We start from the raw sequence: 26160 nt of genomic DNA, 5'->3' as shown, positions 1-26160 counted from the left end.
ATATACCTCGCTTCTAATACATAAAAGCGAGGTTATAGGAATCCTTAGTCGGCAAACTTAAGGCATTAATGTTAAATTACTTAAAGCGTTATAGACCTCGTTAGTCGCCTCATCACCTTTGTAGGCAATATTAGTAGCAGAAAGAATCAGAGTCTTTTTAAGAGGGACAAGCCAAATTTGAGCAAAATTCATGGTATTGCTGCCATTATGCCAAAAGGTAGGCCCGTCACCCCCAGCAGAATCAAACTTGAGCCAGCCACCATAGGTGTAGGTTTGTCCTGGATAGGGGGTATGTAACTTAACAAAGCTGCTAGCTTTTAAAATAGGTGTATCAAGCTTATTATATCCATCCAGGTGCACCTGGCCAAACTTAGCCCAATCGCTCATCGAACAATGAACAGTGCCTGCAGGGCCAATAGTTTGCGGATTATCAGAAAAAACAGGCACCGGATTAAGATTAGCATCAGTACTATGGCCCCAGGGTTGGTCAGGTGGAACTGACTGCTTATTACCTGCTTGCCCAAAACCACAGCTATTCATAGCGAGCGGAATAAATAACTGACTCGTGATGAGATTTTCCCAAGAATTTTTTGTAAGATTTTCTAAAGCGGCTGCTGCAATCACATAATTATAATTATTATAAGCATAAGTTTTACCAGGACTATTGTCAGGAGCAGCCGATAAAACCACTCTAGCAAGATACTTTCTGCCTTCGACTGGGTCTAAATTTGGATTACTAATATAGGCCCATAAGCTGGCATTATCATAAGAATTAACACCAATTCCTGACATGTGAGTTGTTAACATTCCTAATGAAACTGATTTAAAGGCGGGATTCATAGTGGCACTGAGTTCAGGAAATAATTTATCAAGTGTAGTATCCCAAGAGAGCAAGCCGCGTTCTACATATATAGCTAATAACGTTGCCGTCATCGCTTTAGTACAAGAGCCTAAATGAAATTGATCAGCAGATGTCGCTAACGTCGAATCACCCCATTTTCGATAACCACTTATATAAAGCGCTGAAGCCCCATTTTGCCGCTTTAAACCGCCTAAAGCAGGAACATTATAATTCAAGCGAATTTGATTAATATCAAAAGTCGCGGTATTGAAGTTAATGCGGACTTGAGCAGTTTGCTTGGAAGATAAAGTGACTGAAGGCGGTGTGACATTACCTTGATAGACTTTACCGCTGGTTGCGATGACATTATCCGTAGTAATACTGTAAGTTCCCACAGGCAGGCCTTCTAGTGTTTGTTGACTACCCCATGGTAATTGAACATCGCTTACTTTTTGGCCATTTGCAGTCACATGTACTAAGGCATAACCTTGGGTAACCTCTGCCGGTTTAGCGGCATTATTCATGAGAGCGATATTTCCAGTCTCACTAACAGCGCTTTCTAGGTAAACATTAGCTGATCCTGCAATAGAGCCATCACTTGGTGCGCCATATTTAATAAAAATAGCCTGGCCTGCAGGTAGCAATGTTGTGGACCCTGGATAGGTCGCGAAATGTAGTTTTAAAGTTGCTAAAAAGATACCATTTTGACTAGGCTGAGACGTAATTGTTAAACTATTATCAGGATAAGGTAGTGGATAAAAATCGCCCCAAAAATTAGTGTTCAGCGCATTTTTATTGTTAAACGTAATGGTAGTATTTTTAAAATCGACATTCTTTCCGCAGTTATTTCTTAGTTCCAATACAATATTGCGCCACCATTGATCGCCTGTTGAGCTAAAAGTACCGATAATACATTTAGTAGGCGCAGGTGCAAGGACTGGCGCTACAGTATGACTTATTTTTGCTAAACTATTTTGAGACAACATAGCAGAAATAAGAAAACCAATTAATACTTGTCCCTTCATATGAAATCCTTTTGTTCGACGATATTTTATTGTTCAGGCCAGATAGAATCAGGCAAATGCTCATCTAGTGCTTTTCCAGCGGCACAATCTTTTGAAAAATAGCTATCACGACGCTTTAAGTAAATATGGACGTAATAATTTAATGCATTTTCTTTAGCAATTAGCGCAGGAACACCAAGTAATTTTGCCGTAAGAAAATTCCTCTGTACAGCTTGGCATTCTGTTTTCGCTTCATCATACTCACCGCGCACATGCATACTTTCATGCGTTAATATGTTTAGGCTAATAAGTTCTTCGCGTGTTGCTTGCTCAGGATGACGAATATAATCTGCTAATAATTTGCATCTAGGATACTGTATAACAATAAACCCTTTGTTAATATCTGCATGACCACCCACACCTACATCTTCATCAAATAATGTATCAAACAAGGTGTTACAATGAACAATAGCTGTTGGATTTTGTGATAATTGTCGCGCTATATCAGTTAAAAAACGTTGAAAATACCACCGATGCAACGGGGGCCAAGAGCATAATAATGCTAAAACAAATAATAACACCAGATACCCTTTAAAAACGGGCATTGCCACATTTCTTTTAAAGCCAAAAAAATGCAGTAGAGGGCCTTTTAATTCCCGATAAATTAACCACCAAAAAAACAAAGCAAATAAGGTCCATATCATAGCTAGCTCTTAGAAATTAGAAAATCTACAAAAATCACCAATTTTTAGTTACTTAATATCTATTAGTTACTATTTTCTTATTCTATGCAATCATCTCCATGCAGCGATTATTGCTTTTCCTAAGCTTGAAATTCTAAGAGTAATATAGCCTTAATTTTTTCATTGTCTTGGTAATATAACCTAAGATAAACTGAGCAAAGCGAAGTAGAAGTAAATAATATAATTATAATAACTTTCTTAATTTTTGGTCAGGAGAACCGAATGAAATCAAATTACCTAAGGAAAGGAATAAATTACCCAATTTTTGCATCAAGTATTTTATTTGCTTTAATCAATGCTAACGCACAAGCAGGCACCATGGGGCCGATTCAAACGGCTGCGCCTGGCAAAGCTTATATAGGCGTTTTTGGTGGTGGTGGAACCTCCAACCGTGTACGCATTAACCAATATGCAACAGCCCTTTTTGATGAAGACAGCGGTGGCCCTTTAGCAGTGAATGCGTTTGGCCATGCCAATCATCGTGATGTAGGAATTGTCGGTGGGCACGTTGGTTATCAGTGGATGGAAATATTTTTAAATTCACTAAATACGCAGTGGAGTATAGCGCCTGCAGTTGAATTAGAAGGTTATTATTTAGGTAAAAGTTCATTTAAGGGGTATGTAATTAATGATACGTCCACTCGGCTTCCTGAGCATGATTTCCGTGTAAGCTATCCTCTCAGTACGGGTGTTTTCCTTGGCAACGCTGTGTTAAATCTTAATCTTGCCAATAGTATGTGGCATCCTTATGTTGCAGCAGGTATTGGTAGTGCTATTTTATCCGTTTCAGATGCCTATTCACTACAAGTGGCTCCGCCTGAGTTAGGGGTTAATCACTATAATGCTTACCCAGATGATAAAGTTTCAACGTTTGCTGCTCAAACAAAGGTTGGATTAAGCGTTGACTTAAGCCAACAGTTCAGTGTCTTTGCTGAGTATCGCTGGCTTTATCTTGCCAATACCCACTTTACCTTTGGCTCCACCGTTTATCCAAGCCATGCACCAACCACTGCTTGGGTAGCTAATTTTGGTACACAACACTATAATATGGGTGCTTTAGGTATTCGCTATAGTGTCTAATCTGCACATGACAAAGGCTAGCATAGGTAACGCACTAGCCTTGTCATGAGTTTTATATAAATCTTACATGAAGTCCATGTCTCGTAGCCAACGTCTTTTAGCGCTTCTTGAGCTGTTGCGTCAATATCGCTACCCTATCAAAGGGCAGCTTTTGGCTGATAAGCTTAACATCAGCTTGCGCACCTTATACCGTGATATTGCCTCTTTACAAGCTCAAGGAGCTGATATTGTAGGTGAGCCAGGATTAGGCTATGTGCTGCGCCCAGGGTTTATGCTGCCACCAATGATGTTTTCTGAAGAAGAAATTGAAGCCTTGGTGCTTGGCTCACGTTGGGTAGCTCGTAAGGCTGACACGAATTTGAAACGTGCAGCTACCCAGGTATTGGCTAAAATATCAGCTATTCTTCCTAGCCACTTGCGTCATCAACTCGAATCGTCAGGTTTATTAATTGGCCCTGCCCAGACTAATCCTATTAAAGAAGATTATGAAGCTTTAATTCGCTATGCCATGCGCAAAGAATATAAAGTGCAACTATGCTATGCTGATGCAAAAGAAGAAACATCGCAACGTCTCATCTGGCCATTAGCATTAGGTTTTTTTGAAGAAACCCGCGTCATTGTGGCTTGGTGTGAGCTAAGACAAGACTTTCGCCATTTTCGCACTGACCGAATTATCCAATTATCTTTAACAGATACGCCTTTTAAGCAAAGGCGCGCAGTACTGTTAAAACGATGGCGTGATAGATACCACATCCCTGAGCAATGACTACTGACAGAAATTGTCAGCGTCTGCAATTAAGATACTTCTTGTAACTAACCAAGGAGAATCTAATCATGCTAGAGCCAAGTACTATTATTATTTATGTTGATGATCTTGCCAAAAGCAAATCTTTTTACCAAAGCTTACTCAGCATTAAACCTGATACCCACTCTTCTACGTTTATAGCTTTTGCATTCTCAAACGGCATGCACCTAGGATTAAAAGATAAACAAACTGTGCACCCAAGTCCTGAAGGGCATGGTGGCGGCGAGTTGGCATTCACTCTCGCTAATACCCAACAGGTTGATGAATTATTTTTAGAATGGCAGCAAAAAGGCGTAACTGTTTCCGAACCAGTCTACTTACCCTTCGGTTATACTTTCGTAGCCCTTGATCCTGATGGCAATCGACTGCGCGTAGCGGCACTGCTACATACTATGCCAAGCTAGAAGAACTAAGTCGTTACGAACGTTTACGCAGTCAAAGGTGAAGCAACCTAATTAGATACGTTTTTAAAGCTCAAATTGGATTGCTTCGCTCGCAAAGACTTACGGGTGTATTAAAGCAAATAGCTACGCCTTAAGGCGAAAAGGAAAATTAACGTGACAATTATTAAACCAACCATAGAATATGTAGAACCAATGACAGTAGTAGGTTTAAGCATGCGCACTAATAACCGCAATGAAAGCAATCCGCAAACTGCTAAAATAGCCGTATTATGGCAACACTTCTATTCTAGCTTTGCGACAGCTGATATGCCCCTCTTTGGGGTGTACTCAGATTATGAAGCAGATGCCGATGGTTTTTATACAGTTACCGTAGGACAGCTTATAGTTGAATCAACCAGCAAGTGCCAAATCATTGTCCCTGGCAATTACCTTGTTTTTAGAGGCAATGGCCCAATGCCGACTCTTATTATTGATCTATGGCGGCAAATCTGGCGTTATTTTGCAGGAAAAAATAACGATCAGCGACTATTTGCCACGGATTTTGAGCGTTACACCACTCCTGAACAAGTGGCAATTTACATTGGCGTTAAATGACTTAAAAGAGCCGCTCTGGTAAACATAGTTTTTTTTGGTTACTTTTTAAATACAGAAGCCTTGATGACGTGGCGCCTTATCAAGTTTTGCTTTTTTTCTTTGTTACTTAATCGCAACGCTAAGAATGTCGCTGTGATCAGCATCATTGCAATAAGCGACAATGCTTGCTTAAAATTAAAATTTAATTCTAATAGCTTACCAATTAATGGCTGTAGTATTGGCGCGCTCATCATTAAAATCATGTTTGCTGCGGATAATGCGGTACCACGTAGTTCTTTTGCAATACTGTCTTTAACTACTTCAAAAACCAAAATATAAGAAGCGGAGAAAAAACCTGTTAAAAACAACAGGCAATAGAGTATTCCCAGTGGAGAAATAGGCCAATAGACAGCAATTGCAAAAAATAAACCTGCCAGCAAAGCAAATAAAGCCATCACGTGGTGTCTATCTATCTTTTTTTGCACGAGGTATGCACAAAATGGCCCACCAATCCCCGTGCCAATAAATATTACCGATATTAACGTACTAACCAAATGTAATGACATCGTGGGGTAACGCTGAGCCAAAAAGGGTACGCCCCATAAATTAGCAAATACATTAATGATTGAAACTAAACTAAAGCCATATAATCCAGCTAACCATATTTGTCTATTTTTAAGGACGCATTTAAGTGCTAGCTTTAAAGGGATTACTTCAGGTTCTTTAGCTTGCAAATTGACTTCTGGATCGCGAATTATAAAAATAACAAACAGGGTAACTAAGAAGGCACAGCAACCAGCTATATAAAGCGTAGAACGCCAGCCATAATGGGTAATCAGGGACGCCATACCGACTTCACCAAAAGCGACCCCCATTAATGCCAGAGTCTCGGAAATTCCAACTAGCATGGTAAATTGACGATTGGAAAACCACGATGCAGTCACATAAAGCATGCCAACAAAGCCAAAAGCGCTCCCACAGCCCATAATTAAGCGAGCAACATAGGCTTGCCAATAAGCTTGACTTAAACTTAAGCCAAATATCCCAAGACTTAGCAAGATAGACGCAGCTATTAAAATTTTACGTGCACCAAGTCTATCGTAAGCGAGTCCCACTGGGATTTGCATCACCACATAGGCTACAAAAAATGCCGCTGATAGCGTGCCTACCTGCGTCTTGGTTAAGTGGAAATCCTGGCTTAAGCCCGCAGCCATTAACCCTGTCGTAGCTTGCAGGAAAAACTGAAAAAAGACATAAATCGTCGCGGTCCCCCAATTGAGCCAGGACATTAAGCGTCGTTGTTTAAACATCGTTACTCGTATAAATCTTAGTTTAATTAGCAAAAATTTAAGCAATAATTGCCAGGAATACATAATTTCATTTTTGTTAATTAAGATAGCAATTTCTGGTATAATGTAGCAATTTATACCTTTATTAACATAAATAATCATATTTATTTTATGATTATTAATTCTAAAAGCCAAACAACTATGAAAAATACCAATTTAATGATTTGTGATGCCATCATTCACCCAGGTGAAACTGCAAATTTAGCGCTTCCTTTGCCCGAGTATTACTCCTGTACAAATTTTTACATGCCTATTAAAGTGCTCCATGGCAAACAAGCAGGCCCTTGTTTATTAATTTTCGCTGGTGTTAATGGGGATGAGCTTAATGGCATTGAAATAATTAATCGCTTACTTAAAGCGCAACAATTACAAACGATTCGCGGCACATTAATAGCAGTCCCTGTATTAAATGTTTTTGGCTTAATTAATAAGTCTAATCTTGTTCCCTATGAAACTGATTTAGAGCAGTGTTTCCCAGGAAATAGCGAGGGTTCTTATGGCGAGCGTATCGCTGAAGTATTTACGCGCGAAATACTAGCGAAAGCTTCCTATTGTCTTGAAATTGTAACCGGTCAAATCAATCATGACTTATTACCCCAAATTTATTGTGATTTAGATCAGCCAGAAAGTAAGCGACTCGCTAGACAGTTTTCAGCACCCGTTATTAACCATGTTAAAAAAGATCACTCTTTACGTAAAACTGCTGATGATTTAAATATACCTCTTTTAGTGTACAAAGCGGGTGAAGCGCAGCGTTTTGACGAATCAGCTATTAACCTAGGTATTAAAGGCATTAAAAATATCATGGAATCGTTAGATATGATTGATAATGAGGAGCCAAAAGTGCCTAGTAATGTCAAACCGGTCTTTTCACAAGAGCAAGATTGGCTGCGTGCTCATCGCAGTGGCGTGTTGGTGGTTGAAGTAGAATTAGGGCAATTTATTAAAAAAAGACAAACGATAGGTCGAATAACTGACCCTTTTTGTGCCGATACAATAGAACCTGTCAAAGCCAGTCAAGATGGGGTCATTGTTGGTATAAATCGTAATCCCCTAATTCATGAAGGGCAAAGCATCTTTAAAATTGCTTCCTTTATCGATAATAACCAGGCTGAAATGACATTAGAGGCTTGGACTGAGCAACAAGAGGCAGAAAACAGTGAACTTAACTAAACCAACGGCTAAAGCCATTTTAGTATGGTTAATATGTGTCTTTTTTTATTTATATGAATTTTTGCTGCGTACTATTTTGGGTACTTTTCAGCAGCCAATTATGCATGAATTAAATCTTACGCAGGTTCAATTTGCTTTATTAAGCTCAACCTCTTATCTGCTGGTGTATGGCCTTATGCAAATACCTGTGGGTATAATCGTTGACCGATTCGGCTTAAAAAAATCCATGTTTGTCGCAGTTCTAATTTGTGCGCTTTCTAATTTAGGATTTGGCTTTGTCACGACTTATGAGATGGCTGTTTTTAATCGCATACTTATGGGGCTTGGCTCATCTTTTGGCTTCGTCTGTTTATTAGTCGCTGTTTATGATTGGATGCCCAAGCCTAATATTGCTTTTTTTATTGGCTTATCACAATTTTTTGGTACCCTAGGCCCTATGTTGGCTGGAGGACCTCTAAATACCTTGGCGAGTACGGGCATTGTAGGCTGGCGTGAAATTTTCATTGCATTAGCAGGCATTGGTATTATTCTTTCTTTAGTTATTTTATTATTTGTCGAGAAAAACAAACAGCACGCCGGTAATTTCATTATTTTATCTCGCCCGCAAGCAACATTAGATAATCTGCGTATATTAATTAAGCAGCCACAAATCTGGTGTATTATGCTAGGTGGTGCTTTTATTTATTTTAGCTTGGAATATTTGTCAGAAAATGAAGGAAAAAATTTCTTAATGCATCGTGGTTTTTCCTCTAATTTTTCATCTTATATGATTACTTTAGCCTGGTTAGGCTTTGCTATTGGCTCCCCTATCGTTGGCTATTTTTCAGATAAAATTAAAAGACGAAAACCTTTCCTACTCTTTAGTGCTCTAGCTACTTTTATAGCCCTTATTGGCATTATTTATCTACCAAACTTAAACACCATCATAGCGCCTTGTTTTCTTCTTCTCGGCTTAGGAATCGGTGCATCAGGCATTGGTATTGTAGTTATTGGTGAGCAATGTAAAACACGTTATTTAGCAGCAGGCTTAGGGCTTAATAATGGCCTTATCATGTTGTTAGTTTCAATAACCGCACCCATTATAGGCAGTATTTTATTATGGGAATCCCAGCAAGTCCCTTTACTTACCGCTTATCATTACTCCTTTAGCTTATTGGTTTTAATGCCTTTAGTTAGCTTATTTATTATTTTATTTGGTATTCGTGAAACCTTTGCTAAACCTGCCAAGGAGAATACCATTTTAAATGTAAGAACAAGCTAATTAAAAGGTAGGCGTAATTAGTCATTACTCATGATAAAGGAAATTCGGCCATCGGATTCAACAAAGGAGCGGTATACTTTTTTTATGTTAATCTCTCCTTGTTGAACTCGTAAAGCTTGCAATACGTCTGCCGCAGTCAAATGCGTTTTTTGTAAGTTCTTTTCTATGTATTTACCATCTTTAACCACTACTTTTTCGTTACCTCTAATAAATCGCTCAACCCAACTGTATTTAAACGAAATTAATAATAAGCCACGATGAATAATAACAATAAGGCCTGTTGATACTAAGGATGATATTAAGGGTAACGTGCCAACAATAGATGCTCCTAATACCGCACCAATGACAATGGTGATGATTAAATCTAGGGGAGAGTATTTTCCTAACAAACGTGAAGAGCCTGCCCTGAATAACGCTAATGCATATAGTGTGACTATGGACGTACGAAAATAAAGCTCAAAATTTAAAATATCGGAAATTTTCACGGGATTAACTATACGTTTTAATGATTAATTACTATAAAGTGATCATTATATGTAAATTTGCTTAAATTTAAAACACCCGTCTGCTGGCTATGTCTTTTTATCGCTACTCATCTGCTTCATCTAAATTTATAGAGCTATAATCAAACCGCTCTTGAGGATTTTGATTTGGATTATTTATACCCGTTTTATCGTATGTTTTACTTAAGGCAAGATAGGCTGCCACTGCACCTTCTTTTATAGCCGCGTCTCTTGCATCTTTCATATTACCAAAGGATATGGGCCCTTCACTATTAGCCACATAATAGCGTTTGTCTGCCTCCCTAATTTCAACAGTGTAGGCAAATAAATCCTCTAAGGAATAAATGATAGCGGTTTTAACATTTGGATCAATTTCTATAGGGTTAATATTGTTTGTATTCATAATAAATCCTGTGGATAATAATCGCCTTTATTTAATTAGTTATACTGTAGCAAACTATCTTCAAATGTATAGATTCTTGAACAACTAAAGGTTACCTGTTTAAGCTATTTATTTTTATACCCATTTAAAGTTAACTGCAGCCATTGTTTATGTTTTTTTTCATCTTTAAGGCCTTGTTTTAAAATAGTAATGCCATCTTTCCACTTATCTTTAAACTCATTTAAGCGCTCATAAGCTGTATTCGTATCTTGCTCATTTGATAACATCGCTTGGAGAATTGCTTCGTCACCCATAAGATTAGCTAAATAGACCTTCCCTTGAGTTAAAAGATTTTTAGGGCTTGGGCCATCAGGCGCCTCTACTTTGTGCTTGTGCAATAAATTAGAAATTTCAATCACATGGCGTTGGTGATCTTGCTTGAATTCTTCCATTTTTTTTATATGATTTTCCTTTTCCAGGAGATTAATTGCCGCTTCATAAGCAGCTATTGCGTCGTAATCTAATTCACAAAGCTCATAAAGTGCATCCCTAAACTCTGCTTGTGTTCCAACCATTGTGACCATGGTTTATCTCCCTATAAATTTTACTATGTCTTAGCGCTTTTCTTAGTCTTACTTCTTCTGCCTAGCTTATATAAGTATAGTTAAATTTATATTTCTCAAATTATTACTTTTAATACTAAGCTTATAAACAGGCTTTTCATTAAAATTAGATGTGCCATTTAGAATTGAAAAATAGCTACTTAAGAAATTATAGATGTTGATATAAATCAATTCTATCAGTCTAAAAGCAAAACGATTTTATATAAAAGTTTCACTTTATAGTTAAATAAACTTTCTTTTAAACCTTTTTATGTATACAACGGAGTAAATTTTTATTTACGAACATTAAATGAACGAACTTAATAATACTTTGCACATTAACGAAAACTCACTTTCTAAGTCATCAATTAGTGACGATGAGGAACTTCATTTTAAAAGTGCAGGTGCGCTTACTTTAGGGGTAGAAATTGAACTGCAATTAATTGACCAAACGGATTATAATCTCAATTCATGTGCCGAAAAGATATTAATCGCCTCTCGGCATCTGCCAAAAATAAAACCTGAATTCTTCTTAAGTACCTTGGAAATCAACAGCGACAAATGTGAAACAGTGCAGGAAGCGGAAGCAGATTTAGGTAGCACACTTAACGAACTACAGCTTATCACGCAAAAATTTGGTATTTTGCTTTCAACCACAGGCACCCACCCGTTTTCTAAGTATGAGGATTGGATTATCTCACCTACGGCGCGTTATCAAGAGTTAATCCAACGCACCCAGTGGGTTACTCGACGCATGAGCGTTTATGGACTGCATCTTCACCTTGGTATGACCAGTGGCGAGGAATGCATTCGTTTCAATAATTTTTTTATGTACTTTCTACCTCACCTTTTAGCTCTGTCGGCAAGCTCACCCTTCTGGCAAGGTATAAATACCGGGCTTTCATCCTGCCGACCTACCACTTATGAAGCTTTACCAACCGCAGGACATCCCTATCATGTAAAAAATTGGCAGGAATTTGAGCGTATGTGTCAAGCACTTAAAGCATGCGGCTCTATTAAATCATTGCATGACTTATGGTGGGATTTGCGTCCTAGTCCTACTTTAGGCACGTTAGAAATACGTGTCTGTGATGGCACAGCTACTTTAGCTGAAGCCTTAGCTATCATTGCCTTCATTCACACGCTTGCTTATTGGTTTAGAGACAATGGCAGTTGGCTTGAGTCTGTTGCTTATCCACCTTATTGGCTTTCACGCGAAAATAAGTGGCGCGCAATTCGATATGGCTTAGATGCCGAGTTAGTCATGAATACTGAGGGAAAATTAAAACCTCTTCGGGAAGATATTTTAGAATGGTTAAGTAAGTTAACGCCCTACATCAAGCAATTGAATTATCAAAACTATTTCGAAACCCTAGCAACGATTATGAATAAGGGCACAAGCTCAGAGCGGCAACAACAGGTATTGGAGAACACAGGCTGCTTTAAAGAAGTCGTTAAACATAATATTAAAGAATTTTTACAACAAAAACCTTTCTATGAGTAAAGGTAAGATTCGCTGCATAATGCGATAGCTCTATATCATTTTTTATAGCTTCTTAAGCCTGAGTTTCCCTTTTGAGCAATTAGAGGCTATAGTTTGTTTAATACCTATAAATAATCGCTTAAGATTTTTATTCGCTTTAATTAAGCTTATCAACAAAGTCATTAACCTATGTCCGATGATAATTAATTTTGGACATTATCAAATAAAGACGCAAATTTTTTATATATTACTGAGCAACAAAATGGAGCGTTATGTGTGGGATTGCTGGGGAATATCATTTTTCTGATGTACAAGTCTCTTTGCCTAATTTGAAAAAAGTCATTTCAAAACAATATAGCCGGGGCCCAGATGATGGCCATATCTACCATCAAGAAAGGTTGGCATTTGGGCACAGAAGGCTAAAAATCTTTGATCTTTCAAACCTAGCTGCTCAGCCTATGGTTGATGCAGATTTAGGCTTAGCCTTAGTCTTTAATGGTGCTATTTACAATTTTTTAGAGCTACGTCGAGAGCTTGAGGCAAAAGGCTATACATTTAAATCAACAAGCGATACAGAAGTCATTATCAAAGCCTATCACGCTTGGGGTAAGCAAGGTATTTCCCGACTACAAGGGATGTTTGCTTTTGCTTTATGGGAGACAGAGACAGGTAAATTAATCCTCGTGCGTGATCGCTTAGGTATAAAGCCACTTTACTATAATACCAATTACACGAGTGGTTTTAAATTTGCCTCCACCCTACCCGCGCTTCTTGAATTTGGCAATATTGATACAACGATTGATAAAATAGCGCTGCATTATTACCTTACCTTCCATGCGGTTCCTGAGCCTTTTACCATTCTTGCTGGTGTACGAAAATTACAACCAGGCACCATAATGACGGTGCATGCGAATGGAAAAGTAGAGCAAGAAAGATATTGGCAATTAAAGATCGATGAAGAGGCAGCAAATCATGTCCTAACTGAGCAAGATTGGTTAGAAACTATTGAAAGTGCTTTATCAAAAGCAACAAGACGCCAATTAGCTGCAGATGTCCCTATTGGGATATTATTATCAGGGGGATTAGATTCCTCCTTACTTGTATCAATGGCTAGCAAAGAATACAGCCAACCCCTTCATACTTTTTCCATCGGTTTTGAAAGCAGCTTAAATGAGCAAGGCGATGAATTCTTTTATTCAAATTTAATTGCTTCTCATTTTAAAACCAATCATCAACAATTGTTTATTTCCAATAAGCAACTGGCTTATTCTTTAAAAGATTGTATTTTAGCCATGTCTGAACCGATGCTTAGTCATGATAATATTGGCTTTTATCTCCTTGCTCAAGAAGTTGCTAAACATGTTAAGGTTGTTTTGTCAGGACAAGGAGCAGATGAAATTTTCGCAGGCTATCATTGGTTTCATGCACTTAAAGATAAGCAAGCCCCTTTACCTCAATCAGCACAAATGATTTTTAACTTAGTTGCCGATCGTTCTTACCAAGAATACCAGCAACTGGTTACACCTAGTTTTCAAACACCACCGCAATCCCTCTTATTTTTAGAAGAGCTTTGCTTGCAAAATGGCTCTACGTATCCCATAGATAATTTACTTCTTTATGAAAGCACATTTGCTCTAGCTAATGGCCCGCTTTGTCGCGTAGATAATATGACCATGGCAGCAAGCCTTGAAGCCCGCGTCCCCTTTTTAGATGAGGCAGTCCTTGAGCTTGCAGCTTCTTTACCACTTCGCTATAAATTGCCTAATGAAGGTAAGTATATTCTAAAGAAAATTGGGCAACAGCTACTTCCTCATCAAGTGGTTAACCGGCCTAAGGGTTACTTTCCTGTTCCAGCTCTAAAGCATCTAAAAGGCCATACCCTCGAGCTCATGCAAGATATCCTCTCCTGCGCTAATATAAAACAGCGTGGTCTATTTCAATGGGATATGATTCAAGATTTATTTAAGAATTCAGAAAAAAATATAACCCCATTAGGGGTATCAAAATTATGGCAAATTGGATTACTTGAATACTGGCTGCAATTGAATAAATTATAATTTTACCTAGACTCAACGAAGCGCCAATTAATTCTGCTTTTCAATTTTTCATTACTCTTTATACTCCAATTAAACTGGTAAGACAGCTTCTAGGCCTGTAACCAGTTTTTAATTTTCTCATGCTCTGCCAATTCCAATAGTGCTGGGGCGTGGCCGGCATTTTCTATTTGTAGCAAGTCCATCTGTGGATGAGTTTTTTGCATTTTAGCAATATGTTCAGGTAATAAAATATCTGAGTGGCGGCCATGGATAATGAGTACTGGACAGGTGACTTGCTGCCATATATGCCATAAATCAATATCGAAGAAAATTCCTTCCAAGGTCTTGTGAGGATGCTGTACGAGTTCCCACATAAATTGCGTAGTTGTCTTAGTATGGGTAATATTGGGATCACATTTGGCCGTGTATTTACCGTCAGATTGAAGTTTAATACTATGCTCGGTAAAATCCATCCATTGCGACTCGCTTAAATTACCAAAATCTGCATAGATTTTCTGGTAATATTGCCTTGCTTCTTCTTTACTAGAAAATACAACACGAGTATCAGCATATTTGGATAAACGGCGCAAACCATGCAGGGGAACTTGCGGGCCAACATCGTTGAGTACCAAACGGCGAATGGGAGAATTAGGCATGGCGGCTATCATCATACCAATTAACCCGCCCATTGACGTGCCTATCCAGTCAACTGCTGTAGCTGCTGACCTGGCGATAAGAGCCGTCATATCGGCAATGTATTGTTCAAAATTGTAATGTTGAGGATTTTTAAACCAATCACTATCGCCACGACCTGCAATATCAGGGCAAAATAAATGGCGTCCTTGTTGGCTTAAAAAAGTAGCCAGCGCGTCAAAGTCATGTCGATTACGAAGGAGCCCATGCACACAAAATACCGCGGGCTTTGTTGGGCTAGGCTGTCCCCATTCAGTGTAGACAATCCGATGGAAACCATCGGTTGACGCGCCCAAAAAATAGTTGGTTTTCATAGAGATTACCTCCTTGTAACCCATTTACGACACTTTGTTAATGGCAGAATTGATAAGGATAGTATGGAATATAGAAAATGAGAAACATAAAGGTTTAACTGATGACAATCAAACCACAAAATCGACGAGTTCAAGTAGTGCCTTACAATGCTAATTGGCCTATAAATTTTGCCGAAGAAGCAGAAAAAATCAAAATTGCTTTAGGCGATAATTGCCTTGCGATTCATCATATTGGCTCAACTTCCGTTCCAAGCTTGGCTGCCAAACCTGTCATTGATATGGTGCCGGTGGTTTTGGATATTACAAAGGTAGATGATGCTAATACTGCAATGTTAGCACTTGGATACGAGGCTAAAGGTGAATATGGCATGCCTTTTCGTCGCTATTTTCAAAAAGGAGGTAACCAAAGAACATATCACGTACATGCTTTTGAGGCAGGTAGTCCTGAAATTGAGCGCCATTTAAAATTTCGGGACTGGATGAGAAACCATCCAGAAGATAGAGAAGCCTATGCTCGTTTAAAACAAGGCTTAGCACGTCAATATTCTGAGGATATAAATGCCTATTGTCTAGGTAAAGATGAATTCATTGCCGACATTGATAGAAAAGCAGGTTTTAATGGATTAAGAATAGTCAAAGCTTTAACTATCAGAGAATGGCATGCAGTACGTCATTTTAGGCAATTTTACTTTTTTGATAAGGCAGGAATTTTAGATCCCTATACCTGGACATTCACTAAAGATACCCATATCCATTTTGTGGTTTATCAAGGCCCAGAAATCATCGGTTATGCACATTTGCAACTATGGCCTGATGAGCGAGCAGCCATGCGTATTATTGTTATTGATGAGTTAAAAAGAAATCATAACTATGGTAGCCAATTTTTAGCATTATGTGAAAAATGGCTCAAAGGCCAAGGGTATAAAAGTTTGCATATTGAGTCATCGCCAGAGGCACTAAAATTTTATAGAGATAATCATTATATCAGCATGCCTTTTAATGATCCGGATGGCTACGAAAGTTCGCCAGAAGATACTGCTGTAGGGAAAATATTATAATCTTTCAAAGCATTGAGCTTAACTTATATTCCAACTATTATTGCGGCTTTTTAAGAAAATAAATTAGCAAAACCTGCCTTACTAAACACAAAGTTTATAGTTTTTGAAGATTATATTTTAATTATTAATTCTCACCTGCCTATGAATACTAAATTAGAACACTTAAACGTTACACTAAGCACTGTATTGTCTTTAATTGGCTATCACGCAACATTAGAGAAATTAGCCTATATAAAACTATTAGCTTATAGGAACTGCTTTAAAAACTTACCCTTAGCTTATCAATATGCAGGCAATATCATTGATGATTTTGCTGCAAATTATTTATTAACGCTTCCTTTTTATTCTTTAGAAGAAGGCTTTCATTGGCTGGCAAATACCTTAGATGAATTCTGTTTAAGACAAACCATGAAATATGAAAGTATAACCGATGAGTCAGAGGGCATTAATACGAAGCGTTGGGAAGAAAAAGAAGAGTCTATAGATTGCATTTTAGAGCATCCGCAATCTAAAGCATTTCAATTATATCAATCAGCAAAAAGTTTAGGTTTTATAAATGCCAAACCTCTAAAAAAGGAATCTCATGTTAAGCATATTGTTTTAATTAGTTCAATCAGTAAATTTATTAAAGAACGAATTGATTGTTTACCTGATATCGAAGGAAATCTATATTTTTTAACTGGACCAAGGGGTGTGTTTAATCATGAAAAAAGCCTAGCTGCAATTTTAGCTCACTGGCTTAATAAGCCCAACAGAAAACAAGCAATTGCTACTCTCTTAAACCAGCATAAAAATAGTTGCGATCCATTGCAATGGCATCAAAATTTATCGGGTTTAAAAAAGAAAATCTTAGAAGGAGTAGGCTTACAAAAGTGGCCTGAAGCCCAACAAAGCTATTATTATTTGCATCAAGATAAGTATGATTTAGCAGCAAAGCTTGCAGGTAGAGAGCCATTAAATTGCTTAGGCGGAGCCTGGCCAGTCGCCGCTGATTTAGGGGCTTATTATTTAAAAAAATATTTTAATGGCCGTTTTCCTCTAAAATTTATCCCAGTTGTGGCTTTAGGCCAGGGAAATAAACTAACAACCATGGATGATACCATTTCTACCTGGCTTAACGACTATGGTTTTAATTTAATCGAGCAAGGAGAAGAAATCGCTTTTATCCTAGATAATAGAATGCATATTTTACCCTTTGCACGCCAATATTTATTGCATCAAGCGACTTATCAAAATGCGCTCACCAAAAAAAATTTAGAAAATAAGTTAGCAAGTTTTGTAGATAAACTTTCTGGAAAACAATATAAACAAGTTAAGTTTTATGCCTCAGAAAGTAGATATTTTAATGAGAATTGGTTATTTGATGCATTAGCTAAGGCTATTTTCCCATTAAAAAATAATATAAAGCGCCACATTGACGCCTTTATAAATGTCTATCGCTTTAAATATCCTCAGCGCTTTATTAAAGAAATGATCCACCATCATCAATTTAAAGATTACCTACGACTAACCTCTTCATCGGTAGATTTTTCTTTTAATTATAACAGCGAGCTTGAGCACAAAGACCTCGTTAAGACAGGCGGTTTATTAAATTTTGCAATCAATGTTGCAAAAAGATTGGAAGATAAAAAAACGGCAACTATAAAAAAGTTATTGTGCCGTGCCACATTAAAAAATATAGAAAATTTTATTCAACCAACACCCTTATATTTTTCTTACAAGCCTTTAATCAATAGATTGCATACAGAAGATTATTTAAATAAAAAATTTTTAGCAAACATTCGGCAATCCTTGTCATTATCATTTAAGGAAAATTTATCCTTAAAAAAATTATATAAGTTAGCTACTAAAAATATGCAAAAATTTTTTACCTTAATCGTAAAGCAATCATGTGATTTACTCAATATTGATCTTATGCATTTTGCCTTTGTTTACTTAGGATCGAATGCTAGAAAACAAAATACGCCTTTTACTGATATCGAATTTTTTATCATCATTAAACATGATGATTTGTTTCACCTTGCTAAAGAAGTCACTAAATTAATTTTGTTAAAAATTTTAAACCTAAGAGAAACTGTTCTTCCTATGCTTGGGATTACTATTCAAGATGAAGCAGGAAATTTATTTAGCTTTAGTGGAGCGCTTTATGATTATTATACTAAAGAAGGATTTTGCTTTGATGGCAATCAACCACAAGCTTGTAAAACACCACTGGGTAAAAAAGTAGGATCAGACGTTATTTTTAGATTAATAGGAACAGCACCTACATTAGTTAATAATTTTGCTTCCCAACAAGGCTTTAATTTCGATATTTATTTCCCACAATTAATGCGCTTATCTCGTTTTATTTGTGGTAACAAAGCGCTTTATGGCGAATTTATTAGCGCTTTAGAAACGAGCACCTTAGACTCAAGGGCTTATAGCCAAGCCCTCATACAACATGATCTCGCAAAATACCTCCCGTGTCTTAGAGAATTAAACCAACTTCACCAGATTAATCATAAGAAATACTTATACCGTCCTATGGTTATCTTCATTGATGATTTAATTATCGCCCTAGGTATAAATAGAAATCTGTCTAGCACAAAAAAAATTAATTTATTAGCGCAATATGGCCTTATCAATGAAAAAATGAAAGCCATTTTATTCATTAATTTAAGCTATGTTTTAAGGGTTCGCCTGCAACAACACCTTAACTATAATGAACAGAAAATTTATTTTTCTAAACAAGAAAATTCAGCTTATACCGAGCTTATTTCAATGCAAGAAAAATTAACAAAGCATGCCCTAATACCCATCATGAAAAAGATTACCTTAACCGAATCATTACTTTTAAAGCGCGAAAGTAAATTAAGCCGTTCTTATTTTAATTTTTTTAAATCAGATAGAAACCCTAGCCCAATTGTTTGCAAACAGGAAGTAAGCACAATCAGGCCCACAATAGCGTTCTTGGGTTGAATACCTGTTTTATGAAGCTAGACGAAGAATTTCTTTCACATAGTTGTTGGTTTAAACTCTAAACTTGATGTTACAGAGGGTGCGTTAGACGAAGCTTTGCTAAAGAAATGACTATCATAATTGGCGAGCATAGATGAAGATTTTGAGCGTTTTTTCATTAGTGTCAAGAAGGTATCATAAGCTTTTTCAATATCAATCAGTGTCGTTGCAATTTGCACTTTAGGCGAGCTGTTATTTAAGGTAGTATTTTCTATGACCTGACTTGTGTTTAAATCAACGGTAAGTGAAAGTTCCTCAAATTGTGCCATGGCAGGATTTAAAGTTATCATGGCCGCTAAGCTATCCCAAAACTGTAATTTTTCATAGAATAAATCCTCACCCATGGTCTGTAATAAGGAAGTTAGCATATGTCTAACTAATCTTAATGCGGGTAACACTTCACCTTCTAATCGTGCATAAAAGTCTCTAGTCATGGGCATTTGGCGGGTAATATCAAGTGGGACAAGTACCATTGGCAGCAGAGGTGTATTAAAAACAATTTCTGCAGCTTTTGGATCAGCGTAAATATTCCACTCAGCAACTGTGTTTGTTGCATCAAAAATTAAATCAGTAATATTACCTGGTACATGTACCGCACCGCCCATAATGACTATTTTTTCAATTTTTTCTATGCATTCCGGATAGGTAGAAACCAGCTCTGCAATATTAGTAAGGGGACCTGTCGCAAGTATAGTTATTTTTTCATGACTAACCATTAACGTGTTATACAATAAATGCACGGCTGAATCTGTCACTTGCGAGTCAGTTACTAGCGGTACTTCTGTGCTCTCTAAAATACTATCTTCTTCTATTTTAATAAATTCAGGAAAAGGCTCTCCATGAAAATCAAGGGCAAAGTTAACACCAAAAGCAACAGGAATTTTCACATCTGGCCGCAGCATTCGGCATATTCGCTCCATGTTTGCAGCCCCTATATGCGGTGTTGACTCACCATAAGTTACCGTGACTGCTACCACATCTGCATTAAGCAATAACAAACTTAATGCTATAATATCCTCATAAGCAGCATCACCATCATGTATTACTTTCATTCCCTATTCCTGCCTAACTAATTAGATTTAATGAGCATGCGCAACTAAAAAAATTGAAACCGCTTCCAATCCTCATAAACCTAAATAAGCTTTAGTAAAACTCGACTTGTCAGATTTTTTGAGGCAGGAACAAATCAATGATTATCATTGCTGCCTAAAAATTTAAGCAAGTGTAGTTCGTTTGCTTGCACACGGGAAGCAATCTCATTAAGCATGCACTAATTAAATTATTTATTGCTTTACCCCAAGTATTTTCAAAAATGTTATAATATGTCGTATTTTTACAATATTTGTATATTTAATTTACTTAAAATAGCTCTTAAACAGTTCATCGAGTTGTAAAATGAAAGATAAGAAGTTACATGTTATTGCTATAGATATAGGCCATAAAGACCCTGCATTTATTTCTTATAAACGTCACAAGAGCGCGCAGGAAAAAATCCAATTACTAGTTAATAAAATTATTACCGCCTATGAAAAAGCACAAGCTATTAACTCTAATGCTAATATTTTAATTACATGGCGGGAATATGGTATTACGGATGCAAAGGACGCAAAATACATTACCAATAATGACAAAAAATATTTACTAGATGAGATAAAAAAATTAGTTGCAGCGAACCCCAATCTCTCTATTCTAGTGGGTCCTACTTTAATCAAAAAAGAACGGGAATTTAATAATATTGCTAAAGTAAAAAACTATTATCGGGAACTCGCATGGGTAGATGATTTAGAGCCTTTAAGCCACAGAGATGTCTTTGATAATATTAAAAATAAACACTTTACAGCAAATTTAAAGGAAGTAGATAATATTAAAGGTCCATTTAACTCGGTTAAAAATTCTGCGTACTATGTAAGCCGGGATGAGAAACAATTGGTTGTCCAACCGATTGGAAAAAAAGCACCCTATATGGAAGTAAATCGTCATACCACATTTGATTACAGTCGCGGTGGCTTTATTCTTGAGAACTTAGCGCCTACTCCAAATACGGTTTTTCAACCAGGGAAAGGCCGTGGAAAAAATTCTTTTTTTAAACTGTCTAATACAAATACACGTGCACTCTTACAAATTTGCCGTGAGCACGGTTTAAACTTGTTTGTTCCTCGGGATAATCAAGAAATAGTAGATATTCATTTTGTACTCTCCGCATCCATTATTCCTCAGCTTGATAAAATTCGTGGCAAACATGCTGTATTTATCGATAATGACTATGCTCCAGTGCATATTGTAAAAGACCCAGACAATCTTTCAGATGATAGCTTTAGTTTATCCGTGTTAAGTCTCTTTGATGACACAAATACTTTTAGGCCAGTCGCGCCTTTTTGTCCTCTACAGCTCTTTTTAAAAGGATGTTTAGAAAGATTACAAGAGAGTAACACTTGTAAAACCCTTATTGATTCTTTAACAACGTATATAGAAACTCATCATTTTTTTGATGAAGAAGGCGATTTAATTCGATTAATTAGTAAAGAATACGCTATGGAAAATTCTGCAGAAAAAAACATCGCTTTATTTGAAATAATGAGCAAACTAATTGAGGAATTGCAGTTGCGCAAAGGAGACAGCCAAACAAGAGAACTATTGAACAATAATAACCAGATGCCCATAAATCGCAAAGAATTCATTACCAATTCCACAGTAATTGCTTATGTAAATGAGGATTATAATTACCTAAAAACTGTATTCAAATCGTTAGATGTAAAATTAGAGGAACTAAACAAAAAAGATTTTGGAGACTATTATTATGTCGTTCAAAAAACTTATAATGAATTACGTCGGCAGCAAATGGAAGAAACCGCACCTTCTCTAGGATGCCCAAAATAAGTTATTCCAGTCATGATTATTCCTTTGATTTATCATTTTGGAATAACCCTATGAGATAAATGGCAACTACTTTATAGTTATTTTAAGACAGCTTAATAATACAAAGCTTTTAAAATTAATAAATTTAATTCAGTAATTCAAATTAAATGAGTGAAGAGCCTTGATATAGGCCACCGTAGCGACACGCCAATTTACTTCTTTTATCCAGTCTACGTTTGCTTTCATCTCCTTAATAATCTATATTTTGTACAAATAATTACCATAAATTATTTTTTAAATGACCAAGGGGAAAATGCCCAGTCAATTGGAAGAAATTATCAATGGCCCACAGTTTGGGCGTCAATGTCGAATGACATTTGTAATTGGTATAGAAACTATTCTATTCGTCATGCTGATGCTATTACTGCCCTCAATGCATCATTGGCTAACTATTGTCATTTTATCGGTAGGCATGGTGTTATCTATAAGCAATTTGATTATTCTAAAAATATATCATTGCGCTCGTTTTTCTAGCCACTTTCTAACTATTTTGATTTTATTGACGATTATAAGCGTTAACTATATTTCAGGTGGTATTAATACGTCTTTATTTGTTTGGTTTTATTTGATACCCATTATTGCTGCGACGTTAACTGGATTTCTAGGCCTGATAATTTATGGAGGGATAAGCATTCTAGCCGTAATCGCCTTTGTAGTGCTGCCACATGAGGCTATTTTCTACCCGCCAGAATCAATGATGTGGTATGTTCAGGTGATGAATTTTATATTTGCCATGATATTAATCTTATCGGTGCTCACGGCGTTCCTCCTAGAGATTCATGCTTTTGAACAGCAAAATTTGCAGCAAAAAAGAGTGCTAGAAAATGATAGAGAAAAGCTGCTTCATATGTCTTTACATGATCCATTAAGCAAATTACCTAACCGCAAGTATTTTTATGAAGAGTTAGGAAAAAGAATACGCAGTGAGAATAATTTAACCATACTATACATGGACTTAAATGGTTTTAAAGATATCAATGATACTTATGGCCATGAAATAGGGGATCAAGTATTAGTGGAAACTAGCAAACGTTTAAGCCATTGCTTTCGTGATGAAGATTTTATAGCCCGCTTAGGTGGTGATGAGTTTATTGGCATTGTTTCAAATAGCAATAAAGAAGAGATACCCTATAAGATTATGGAACGCATTAGGGATATTTTTAGCTACCCCTATCGTAGTATTAAACAGGATATCCAACTTAACATTGCTATTGGCATGGCGCGCTATCCTGAAGATAGCAAACAAATGAAGAAATTATTATCCATCGCTGACCAACGTATGTACAAAGATAAATTGCGAATCAAAGCCACACAAAAATAGCGTGCAGAATCATAAACGATTGTTTTTATGCTTCTCTTTGGCTTCTTTCTACGCTATCGAAATACCGTGGCTTGACCACGGTATCCAGGCGATGGTCGTATCTGATTATTGCAGTAAGTAGCTTAGGCGAAACAAAGGGAAATCAGGCTACCCTTGCTTATCTAAACTTGCTTCTTTCTCGCTTATAGAATTTATTTCTCGATTTAGGGTATAGCTTAGAACAGTTCTAATTAATACAATAATAGCAACAATTCCTATTGTGTAGTAATCAGGTGCTGTGGTAGTACTTATAAGATCTGCTGCAACAATAAATTCTAAACCAAGCGTCAATATACGACCTAGACTTAACCTAATGTGATTAATACTGAATGCCGATTCATTATTATTAACAAAGGAGGAAAATACATAATGAATGTAGCGTCCTAATGCGATTAGTACACCTATTAAAATAACCAGGACACCGCATAGCGAAATGCCTTTTTGTACAAGAAATAATATATGATGAAAGTTATCTATAGTCATTAAGTCCCTTAGGCTCCATTGATGTAATATCTAATTAACCTTAATGCAGCGCAGCGTAATCCAGGTTTATTTATTTCAGCAAGGTTGTTTCAAAGCAATCTACCTACCATATGCCCAAAAATATTTGAGAGTCAATTTTGCAAGACTAAAACCTGACAAAAATTAGGAGATTATTCATTTTCTAAGATAGAGTATTTTACGCTATTTGAAAACCCATTAATTTATTAGTGTAACGCAAAGATATTGAGAAATAAGAGGCATTTACATGTTGGGCCGCGACCCAATCTATGCTTGAGATGGCCTGGACATCATTAAATTGAGAGTCCCTTCAGTATCATTTTGTTGTTGATAAAAAGAAATACATTCATAGGGATTTTTTACAGGAAAGTTTATTAATAGAAACTGCTGAGGAGTAGTACCAGTAAATGCCTGAAATTCTTTAATGAAATGGGATTGGTCATAAAAATTAAAATCACTCGCAATTGATGACCAACTGGCCCCCCTCTTTAAACTCTTAAGCGTTTGTTGAAAACGAGCGGAAAGCATAAATTTTTTAGGACTTAATCCTATTATCCCTAGAAACTTGCGCTCTATACTTCGCTGGCTAAATGCATATTTTTTGCCAATGTCTTGAATAGTTCCGCATGGACTTTGAGCAATTTCACTCACAATCTTTATAATACGCTCAAATTCAGTATTCTCATTATTTAAACATAATTCAATAAAAAATTTCTGAATAAGAGTCATAATTGCGAAAGGCGACGTATCTTTTTGAATTTGCTCCTCTAAAATACCAATTTTTTGGCTGCCTACCATATCATCTAGACCAATAAATTGATTAGAGAGTACATGTGCTGATTCTTTAAAAAATTTGGGAATTGCCCAAGGATACATTCTTACTATGACTGTTTTTAATGGCTTAAGCACTTGATATTTACAAGGTTTTGTTATTAATCCAAAGACACTACAGTTTTTAATTTTTTCGCTTTTATTTTCTTTGCTAACCACAACAGGTTCACCCTCATATTGAAAACTAATGGTAGTTAATAAACTCGGATATAAGTAGAACGGAAACGGTGAGACTGAGTGAAATATGTCTATGCTACTGATATATGGAACCAAAAGAGGATGTAAATCCATACGATGAACTACCATAAAAATCACACCGAATCTGTGCATATATAATTATTTTAGTTTAATTTATGGCCTATCTCAACGTTAAAAACTAATGAGTATTAGCTCTTTTTCATTAACGACTCTCTGTAATGGACTAAAAGAGCATGTCAATATTACTTCATAAGGTGGATAGCGAGACTACCAAGCTCAAATACAGCTTTAGCGAAAATTCCTGCAGCATACCCTACCCTTGCTGATTCGCTCATCATGGTAGTTGTACTAGGATATGGATTAGAAAGAGTCGACAATAAGCCATCTGATAATCCATACAAAAATCCTAAGGTATTACTAACGTTGTCGAATGTTGAACTAGCCGAAGATTTGCTCAATTTAGAACTCGCCTTTTCTGAGCGGTCTGTAGTCTGATGAGCTGTTTTACCTACCGTGCTTTCATAGAGTACAGCGTAGTCAGAAGCAGCTTTCATAATCTCATTGCCAACAGGCGAAGAGCTCAAACTTTTTTTATGCTTAAGAATATCCTTGGCAAATTGCTCTATTGGGTAATCGTTAGGCCAAGAACTAATTTCTTTTTCAGGTAATTTAAAGGGCACCTGTATTTTGCTGCGAATAAGCGAATTAAGCAAAACCATAAAGTACACATCGGCTATTTTTTTATTTGATTCATTATCCAACTGAATTTGCCGATGAATTGCTCTAGGATCATTATTTTCAGAGATTAATTGCATAACCTCTTTTTCTTCTTGCGTCCATCTCACGTCTTCTACCATTTCCTGCGTGACTTGTTTAAAGGCTTCTTTAAACTCACCCACGGCACGTACTTCACTTATATCTCGTTTAAAATAATGTGATTGCCAAGCCATATTACCAACCATTTTGATTTAAATTTAATCAATTATAACATATTATATGTTCATGTATTGTAAAAACACGACAATCAGATTGGATAATGTGTCAAACTGAGGT

At 36.7% G+C, this 26160-nt stretch carries 23 protein-coding genes; 12 read left to right on the top strand and 11 right to left on the bottom strand.

Features of this window, described 5'->3' with window-relative positions; translation table 11 throughout:
- Positions 1 to 57 precede the first annotated feature (57 nt).
- Together DYE47_RS05235 and DYE47_RS05230 are read right to left on the bottom strand one after the other, a co-directional pair.
- Complete coding sequence (locus DYE47_RS05235; protein ID WP_115302253.1) at positions 58 to 1866, bottom strand: serine hydrolase domain-containing protein; 1809 nt, start codon at positions 1864 to 1866, stop codon at positions 58 to 60.
- A gap of 26 nt (positions 1867 to 1892) precedes the next feature.
- Complete coding sequence (locus tag DYE47_RS05230) at positions 1893 to 2549, bottom strand: hypothetical protein (RefSeq protein WP_115302252.1); 657 nt, start codon at positions 2547 to 2549, stop codon at positions 1893 to 1895.
- Between the two features lie 261 nt (positions 2550 to 2810).
- On the opposite strand from DYE47_RS05230, the gene DYE47_RS05225 reads away from it, so the two are divergent.
- From DYE47_RS05225 to DYE47_RS05210, 4 genes are all read left to right on the top strand, one after another.
- Positions 2811 to 3668, top strand: a complete 858-nt coding sequence (locus DYE47_RS05225; RefSeq protein WP_242604175.1) for a hypothetical protein — start codon at positions 2811 to 2813, stop codon at positions 3666 to 3668.
- A 76-nt stretch (positions 3669 to 3744) separates the two neighbouring features.
- Entirely contained in the window at positions 3745 to 4434 is a 690-nt protein-coding gene (locus DYE47_RS05220) for a helix-turn-helix transcriptional regulator (RefSeq protein WP_115302251.1), read from the top strand.
- Between the two features lie 68 nt (positions 4435 to 4502).
- Positions 4503 to 4877 carry a VOC family protein gene (locus tag DYE47_RS05215; RefSeq protein WP_115302250.1) on the top strand — a complete coding sequence of 125 codons (375 nt, stop codon included), beginning with the start codon at positions 4503 to 4505 and terminating at the stop codon, positions 4875 to 4877.
- A 153-nt stretch (positions 4878 to 5030) separates the two neighbouring features.
- Entirely contained in the window at positions 5031 to 5471 is a 441-nt protein-coding gene (locus DYE47_RS05210) for a GyrI-like domain-containing protein (RefSeq protein WP_115302249.1), read from the top strand.
- Positions 5472 to 5509: 38 nt separating this feature from the next.
- Here the strand turns inward: DYE47_RS05210 and DYE47_RS05205 are convergent, their stop codons facing one another.
- Entirely contained in the window at positions 5510 to 6760 is a 1251-nt protein-coding gene (locus DYE47_RS05205; protein ID WP_160149850.1) for an MFS transporter, read from the bottom strand.
- 180 nt (positions 6761 to 6940) lie between these two features.
- Between DYE47_RS05205 and DYE47_RS05200 the strand changes: the two genes are divergently transcribed.
- Positions 6941 to 7972, top strand: coding sequence for a succinylglutamate desuccinylase/aspartoacylase family protein (locus DYE47_RS05200; protein ID WP_115304019.1), 1032 nt, complete (start codon positions 6941 to 6943; stop codon positions 7970 to 7972).
- Positions 7959 to 9233, top strand: a complete 1275-nt coding sequence (locus tag DYE47_RS05195) for an MFS transporter (RefSeq protein ID WP_115302247.1) — start codon at positions 7959 to 7961, stop codon at positions 9231 to 9233. Before DYE47_RS05200 ends, DYE47_RS05195 begins: the two co-directional genes overlap by 14 nt.
- Positions 9234 to 9250: 17 nt before the next feature.
- Here the strand turns inward: DYE47_RS05195 and DYE47_RS05190 are convergent, their stop codons facing one another.
- The 3 genes from DYE47_RS05190 to DYE47_RS05180 all read right to left on the bottom strand — a co-directional run bounded on the left by DYE47_RS05190 (position 9251) and on the right by DYE47_RS05180 (position 10702).
- Complete coding sequence (locus DYE47_RS05190; RefSeq protein WP_160149849.1) at positions 9251 to 9718, bottom strand: DUF421 domain-containing protein; 468 nt, start codon at positions 9716 to 9718, stop codon at positions 9251 to 9253.
- A 103-nt stretch (positions 9719 to 9821) separates the two neighbouring features.
- Positions 9822 to 10139 (bottom strand): hypothetical protein, encoded by a 318-nt coding sequence (locus DYE47_RS05185; protein WP_115302245.1) that lies wholly within the window; start codon positions 10137 to 10139, stop codon positions 9822 to 9824.
- Between the two features lie 104 nt (positions 10140 to 10243).
- Complete coding sequence (locus DYE47_RS05180) at positions 10244 to 10702, bottom strand: ferritin-like domain-containing protein (RefSeq protein ID WP_115302244.1); 459 nt, start codon at positions 10700 to 10702, stop codon at positions 10244 to 10246.
- A gap of 328 nt (positions 10703 to 11030) precedes the next feature.
- Here DYE47_RS05180 and DYE47_RS05175 point away from each other — a divergent pair, with 328 nt between their 5' ends.
- Together DYE47_RS05175 and DYE47_RS05170 are read left to right on the top strand one after the other, a co-directional pair.
- Positions 11031 to 12224: a carboxylate-amine ligase gene (locus DYE47_RS05175; RefSeq protein WP_115302243.1), complete on the top strand. Its 1194-nt coding sequence runs from the start codon at positions 11031 to 11033 to the stop codon at positions 12222 to 12224.
- A gap of 251 nt (positions 12225 to 12475) precedes the next feature.
- On the top strand, positions 12476 to 14260 hold the full coding sequence (locus DYE47_RS05170) for an N-acetylglutaminylglutamine amidotransferase (RefSeq protein ID WP_115302242.1): 1785 nt from the start codon (positions 12476 to 12478) through the stop codon (positions 14258 to 14260).
- Positions 14261 to 14349: 89 nt separating this feature from the next.
- Here DYE47_RS05170 and DYE47_RS05165 read toward each other — a convergent pair whose 3' ends face one another.
- Positions 14350 to 15246 (bottom strand): alpha/beta fold hydrolase, encoded by an 897-nt coding sequence (locus tag DYE47_RS05165; RefSeq protein WP_115302241.1) that lies wholly within the window; start codon positions 15244 to 15246, stop codon positions 14350 to 14352.
- Positions 15247 to 15347: 101 nt separating this feature from the next.
- Here DYE47_RS05165 and DYE47_RS05160 point away from each other — a divergent pair, with 101 nt between their 5' ends.
- Entirely contained in the window at positions 15348 to 16304 is a 957-nt protein-coding gene (locus DYE47_RS05160) for a bifunctional GrpB family protein/GNAT family N-acetyltransferase (RefSeq protein ID WP_115302240.1), read from the top strand.
- Positions 16305 to 16445: 141 nt separating this feature from the next.
- Complete coding sequence (locus DYE47_RS05155; protein WP_115302239.1) at positions 16446 to 19262, top strand: hypothetical protein; 2817 nt, start codon at positions 16446 to 16448, stop codon at positions 19260 to 19262.
- 35 nt (positions 19263 to 19297) lie between these two features.
- Here DYE47_RS05155 and DYE47_RS05150 read toward each other — a convergent pair whose 3' ends face one another.
- Entirely contained in the window at positions 19298 to 20353 is a 1056-nt protein-coding gene (locus DYE47_RS05150) for a nucleoside hydrolase (RefSeq protein ID WP_115302238.1), read from the bottom strand.
- 343 nt (positions 20354 to 20696) lie between these two features.
- Between DYE47_RS05150 and DYE47_RS05145 the strand changes: the two genes are divergently transcribed.
- Both DYE47_RS05145 and DYE47_RS05140 read left to right on the top strand, forming a co-directional pair.
- A complete protein-coding gene (locus tag DYE47_RS05145) occupies positions 20697 to 22178 on the top strand; it encodes a hypothetical protein (protein WP_115302237.1) in 1482 nt (493 codons plus the stop codon).
- Positions 22179 to 22470: 292 nt separating this feature from the next.
- Complete coding sequence (locus tag DYE47_RS05140) at positions 22471 to 23538, top strand: GGDEF domain-containing protein (protein WP_160149848.1); 1068 nt, start codon at positions 22471 to 22473, stop codon at positions 23536 to 23538.
- Positions 23539 to 23685: 147 nt separating this feature from the next.
- Here the strand turns inward: DYE47_RS05140 and DYE47_RS05135 are convergent, their stop codons facing one another.
- The 3 genes from DYE47_RS05135 to DYE47_RS05125 form a co-directional block, all read right to left on the bottom strand.
- Entirely contained in the window at positions 23686 to 24060 is a 375-nt protein-coding gene (locus DYE47_RS05135; RefSeq protein ID WP_115302235.1) for a DUF1622 domain-containing protein, read from the bottom strand.
- A gap of 285 nt (positions 24061 to 24345) precedes the next feature.
- On the bottom strand, positions 24346 to 25200 hold the full coding sequence (locus DYE47_RS05130; RefSeq protein ID WP_160149847.1) for a helix-turn-helix domain-containing protein: 855 nt from the start codon (positions 25198 to 25200) through the stop codon (positions 24346 to 24348).
- Positions 25201 to 25349: 149 nt separating this feature from the next.
- A complete protein-coding gene (locus tag DYE47_RS05125) occupies positions 25350 to 26057 on the bottom strand; it encodes a hypothetical protein (protein WP_115302233.1) in 708 nt (235 codons plus the stop codon).
- Positions 26058 to 26160 lie beyond the last annotated feature (103 nt).

The organism is Legionella beliardensis (assembly GCF_900452395.1).
Lineage (GTDB): Bacteria > Pseudomonadota > Gammaproteobacteria > Legionellales > Legionellaceae > Legionella_C > Legionella_C beliardensis.
The sequence above is the reverse complement of the archived record's forward strand: the minus strand, read 5'-3'. Positions and strand labels throughout refer to the sequence as shown.

Bases quoted from the DNA above. Each gene is read 5' to 3' on its own strand.
- DYE47_RS05235 (WP_115302253.1), bottom strand. From the start codon at position 1,866: ATGAAGGGACAAGTATTAATTGGTTTTCTTATTTCTGCTATGTTGTCT.
- DYE47_RS05230 (WP_115302252.1), bottom strand. From the start codon at position 2,549: ATGATATGGACCTTATTTGCTTTGTTTTTTTGGTGGTTAATTTATCGG.
- DYE47_RS05225 (WP_242604175.1), top strand. From the start codon at position 2,811: ATGAAATCAAATTACCTAAGGAAAGGAATAAATTACCCAATTTTTGCA.
- DYE47_RS05220 (WP_115302251.1), top strand. From the start codon at position 3,745: ATGTCTCGTAGCCAACGTCTTTTAGCGCTTCTTGAGCTGTTGCGTCAA.
- DYE47_RS05215 (WP_115302250.1), top strand. From the start codon at position 4,503: ATGCTAGAGCCAAGTACTATTATTATTTATGTTGATGATCTTGCCAAA.
- DYE47_RS05205 (WP_160149850.1), bottom strand. From the start codon at position 6,760: ATGTTTAAACAACGACGCTTAATGTCCTGGCTCAATTGGGGGACCGCG.
- DYE47_RS05200 (WP_115304019.1), top strand. From the start codon at position 6,941: ATGAAAAATACCAATTTAATGATTTGTGATGCCATCATTCACCCAGGT.
- DYE47_RS05185 (WP_115302245.1), bottom strand. From the start codon at position 10,139: ATGAATACAAACAATATTAACCCTATAGAAATTGATCCAAATGTTAAA.
- DYE47_RS05180 (WP_115302244.1), bottom strand. From the start codon at position 10,702: ATGGTCACAATGGTTGGAACACAAGCAGAGTTTAGGGATGCACTTTAT.
- DYE47_RS05175 (WP_115302243.1), top strand. From the start codon at position 11,031: ATGAACGAACTTAATAATACTTTGCACATTAACGAAAACTCACTTTCT.
- DYE47_RS05170 (WP_115302242.1), top strand. From the start codon at position 12,476: ATGTGTGGGATTGCTGGGGAATATCATTTTTCTGATGTACAAGTCTCT.
- DYE47_RS05165 (WP_115302241.1), bottom strand. From the start codon at position 15,246: ATGAAAACCAACTATTTTTTGGGCGCGTCAACCGATGGTTTCCATCGG.
- DYE47_RS05160 (WP_115302240.1), top strand. From the start codon at position 15,348: ATGACAATCAAACCACAAAATCGACGAGTTCAAGTAGTGCCTTACAAT.
- DYE47_RS05155 (WP_115302239.1), top strand. From the start codon at position 16,446: ATGAATACTAAATTAGAACACTTAAACGTTACACTAAGCACTGTATTG.
- DYE47_RS05150 (WP_115302238.1), bottom strand. From the start codon at position 20,353: ATGAAAGTAATACATGATGGTGATGCTGCTTATGAGGATATTATAGCA.
- DYE47_RS05145 (WP_115302237.1), top strand. From the start codon at position 20,697: ATGAAAGATAAGAAGTTACATGTTATTGCTATAGATATAGGCCATAAA.
- DYE47_RS05140 (WP_160149848.1), top strand. From the start codon at position 22,471: ATGCCCAGTCAATTGGAAGAAATTATCAATGGCCCACAGTTTGGGCGT.
- DYE47_RS05135 (WP_115302235.1), bottom strand. From the start codon at position 24,060: ATGACTATAGATAACTTTCATCATATATTATTTCTTGTACAAAAAGGC.
- DYE47_RS05130 (WP_160149847.1), bottom strand. From the start codon at position 25,200: ATGGATTTACATCCTCTTTTGGTTCCATATATCAGTAGCATAGACATA.
- DYE47_RS05125 (WP_115302233.1), bottom strand. From the start codon at position 26,057: ATGGCTTGGCAATCACATTATTTTAAACGAGATATAAGTGAAGTACGT.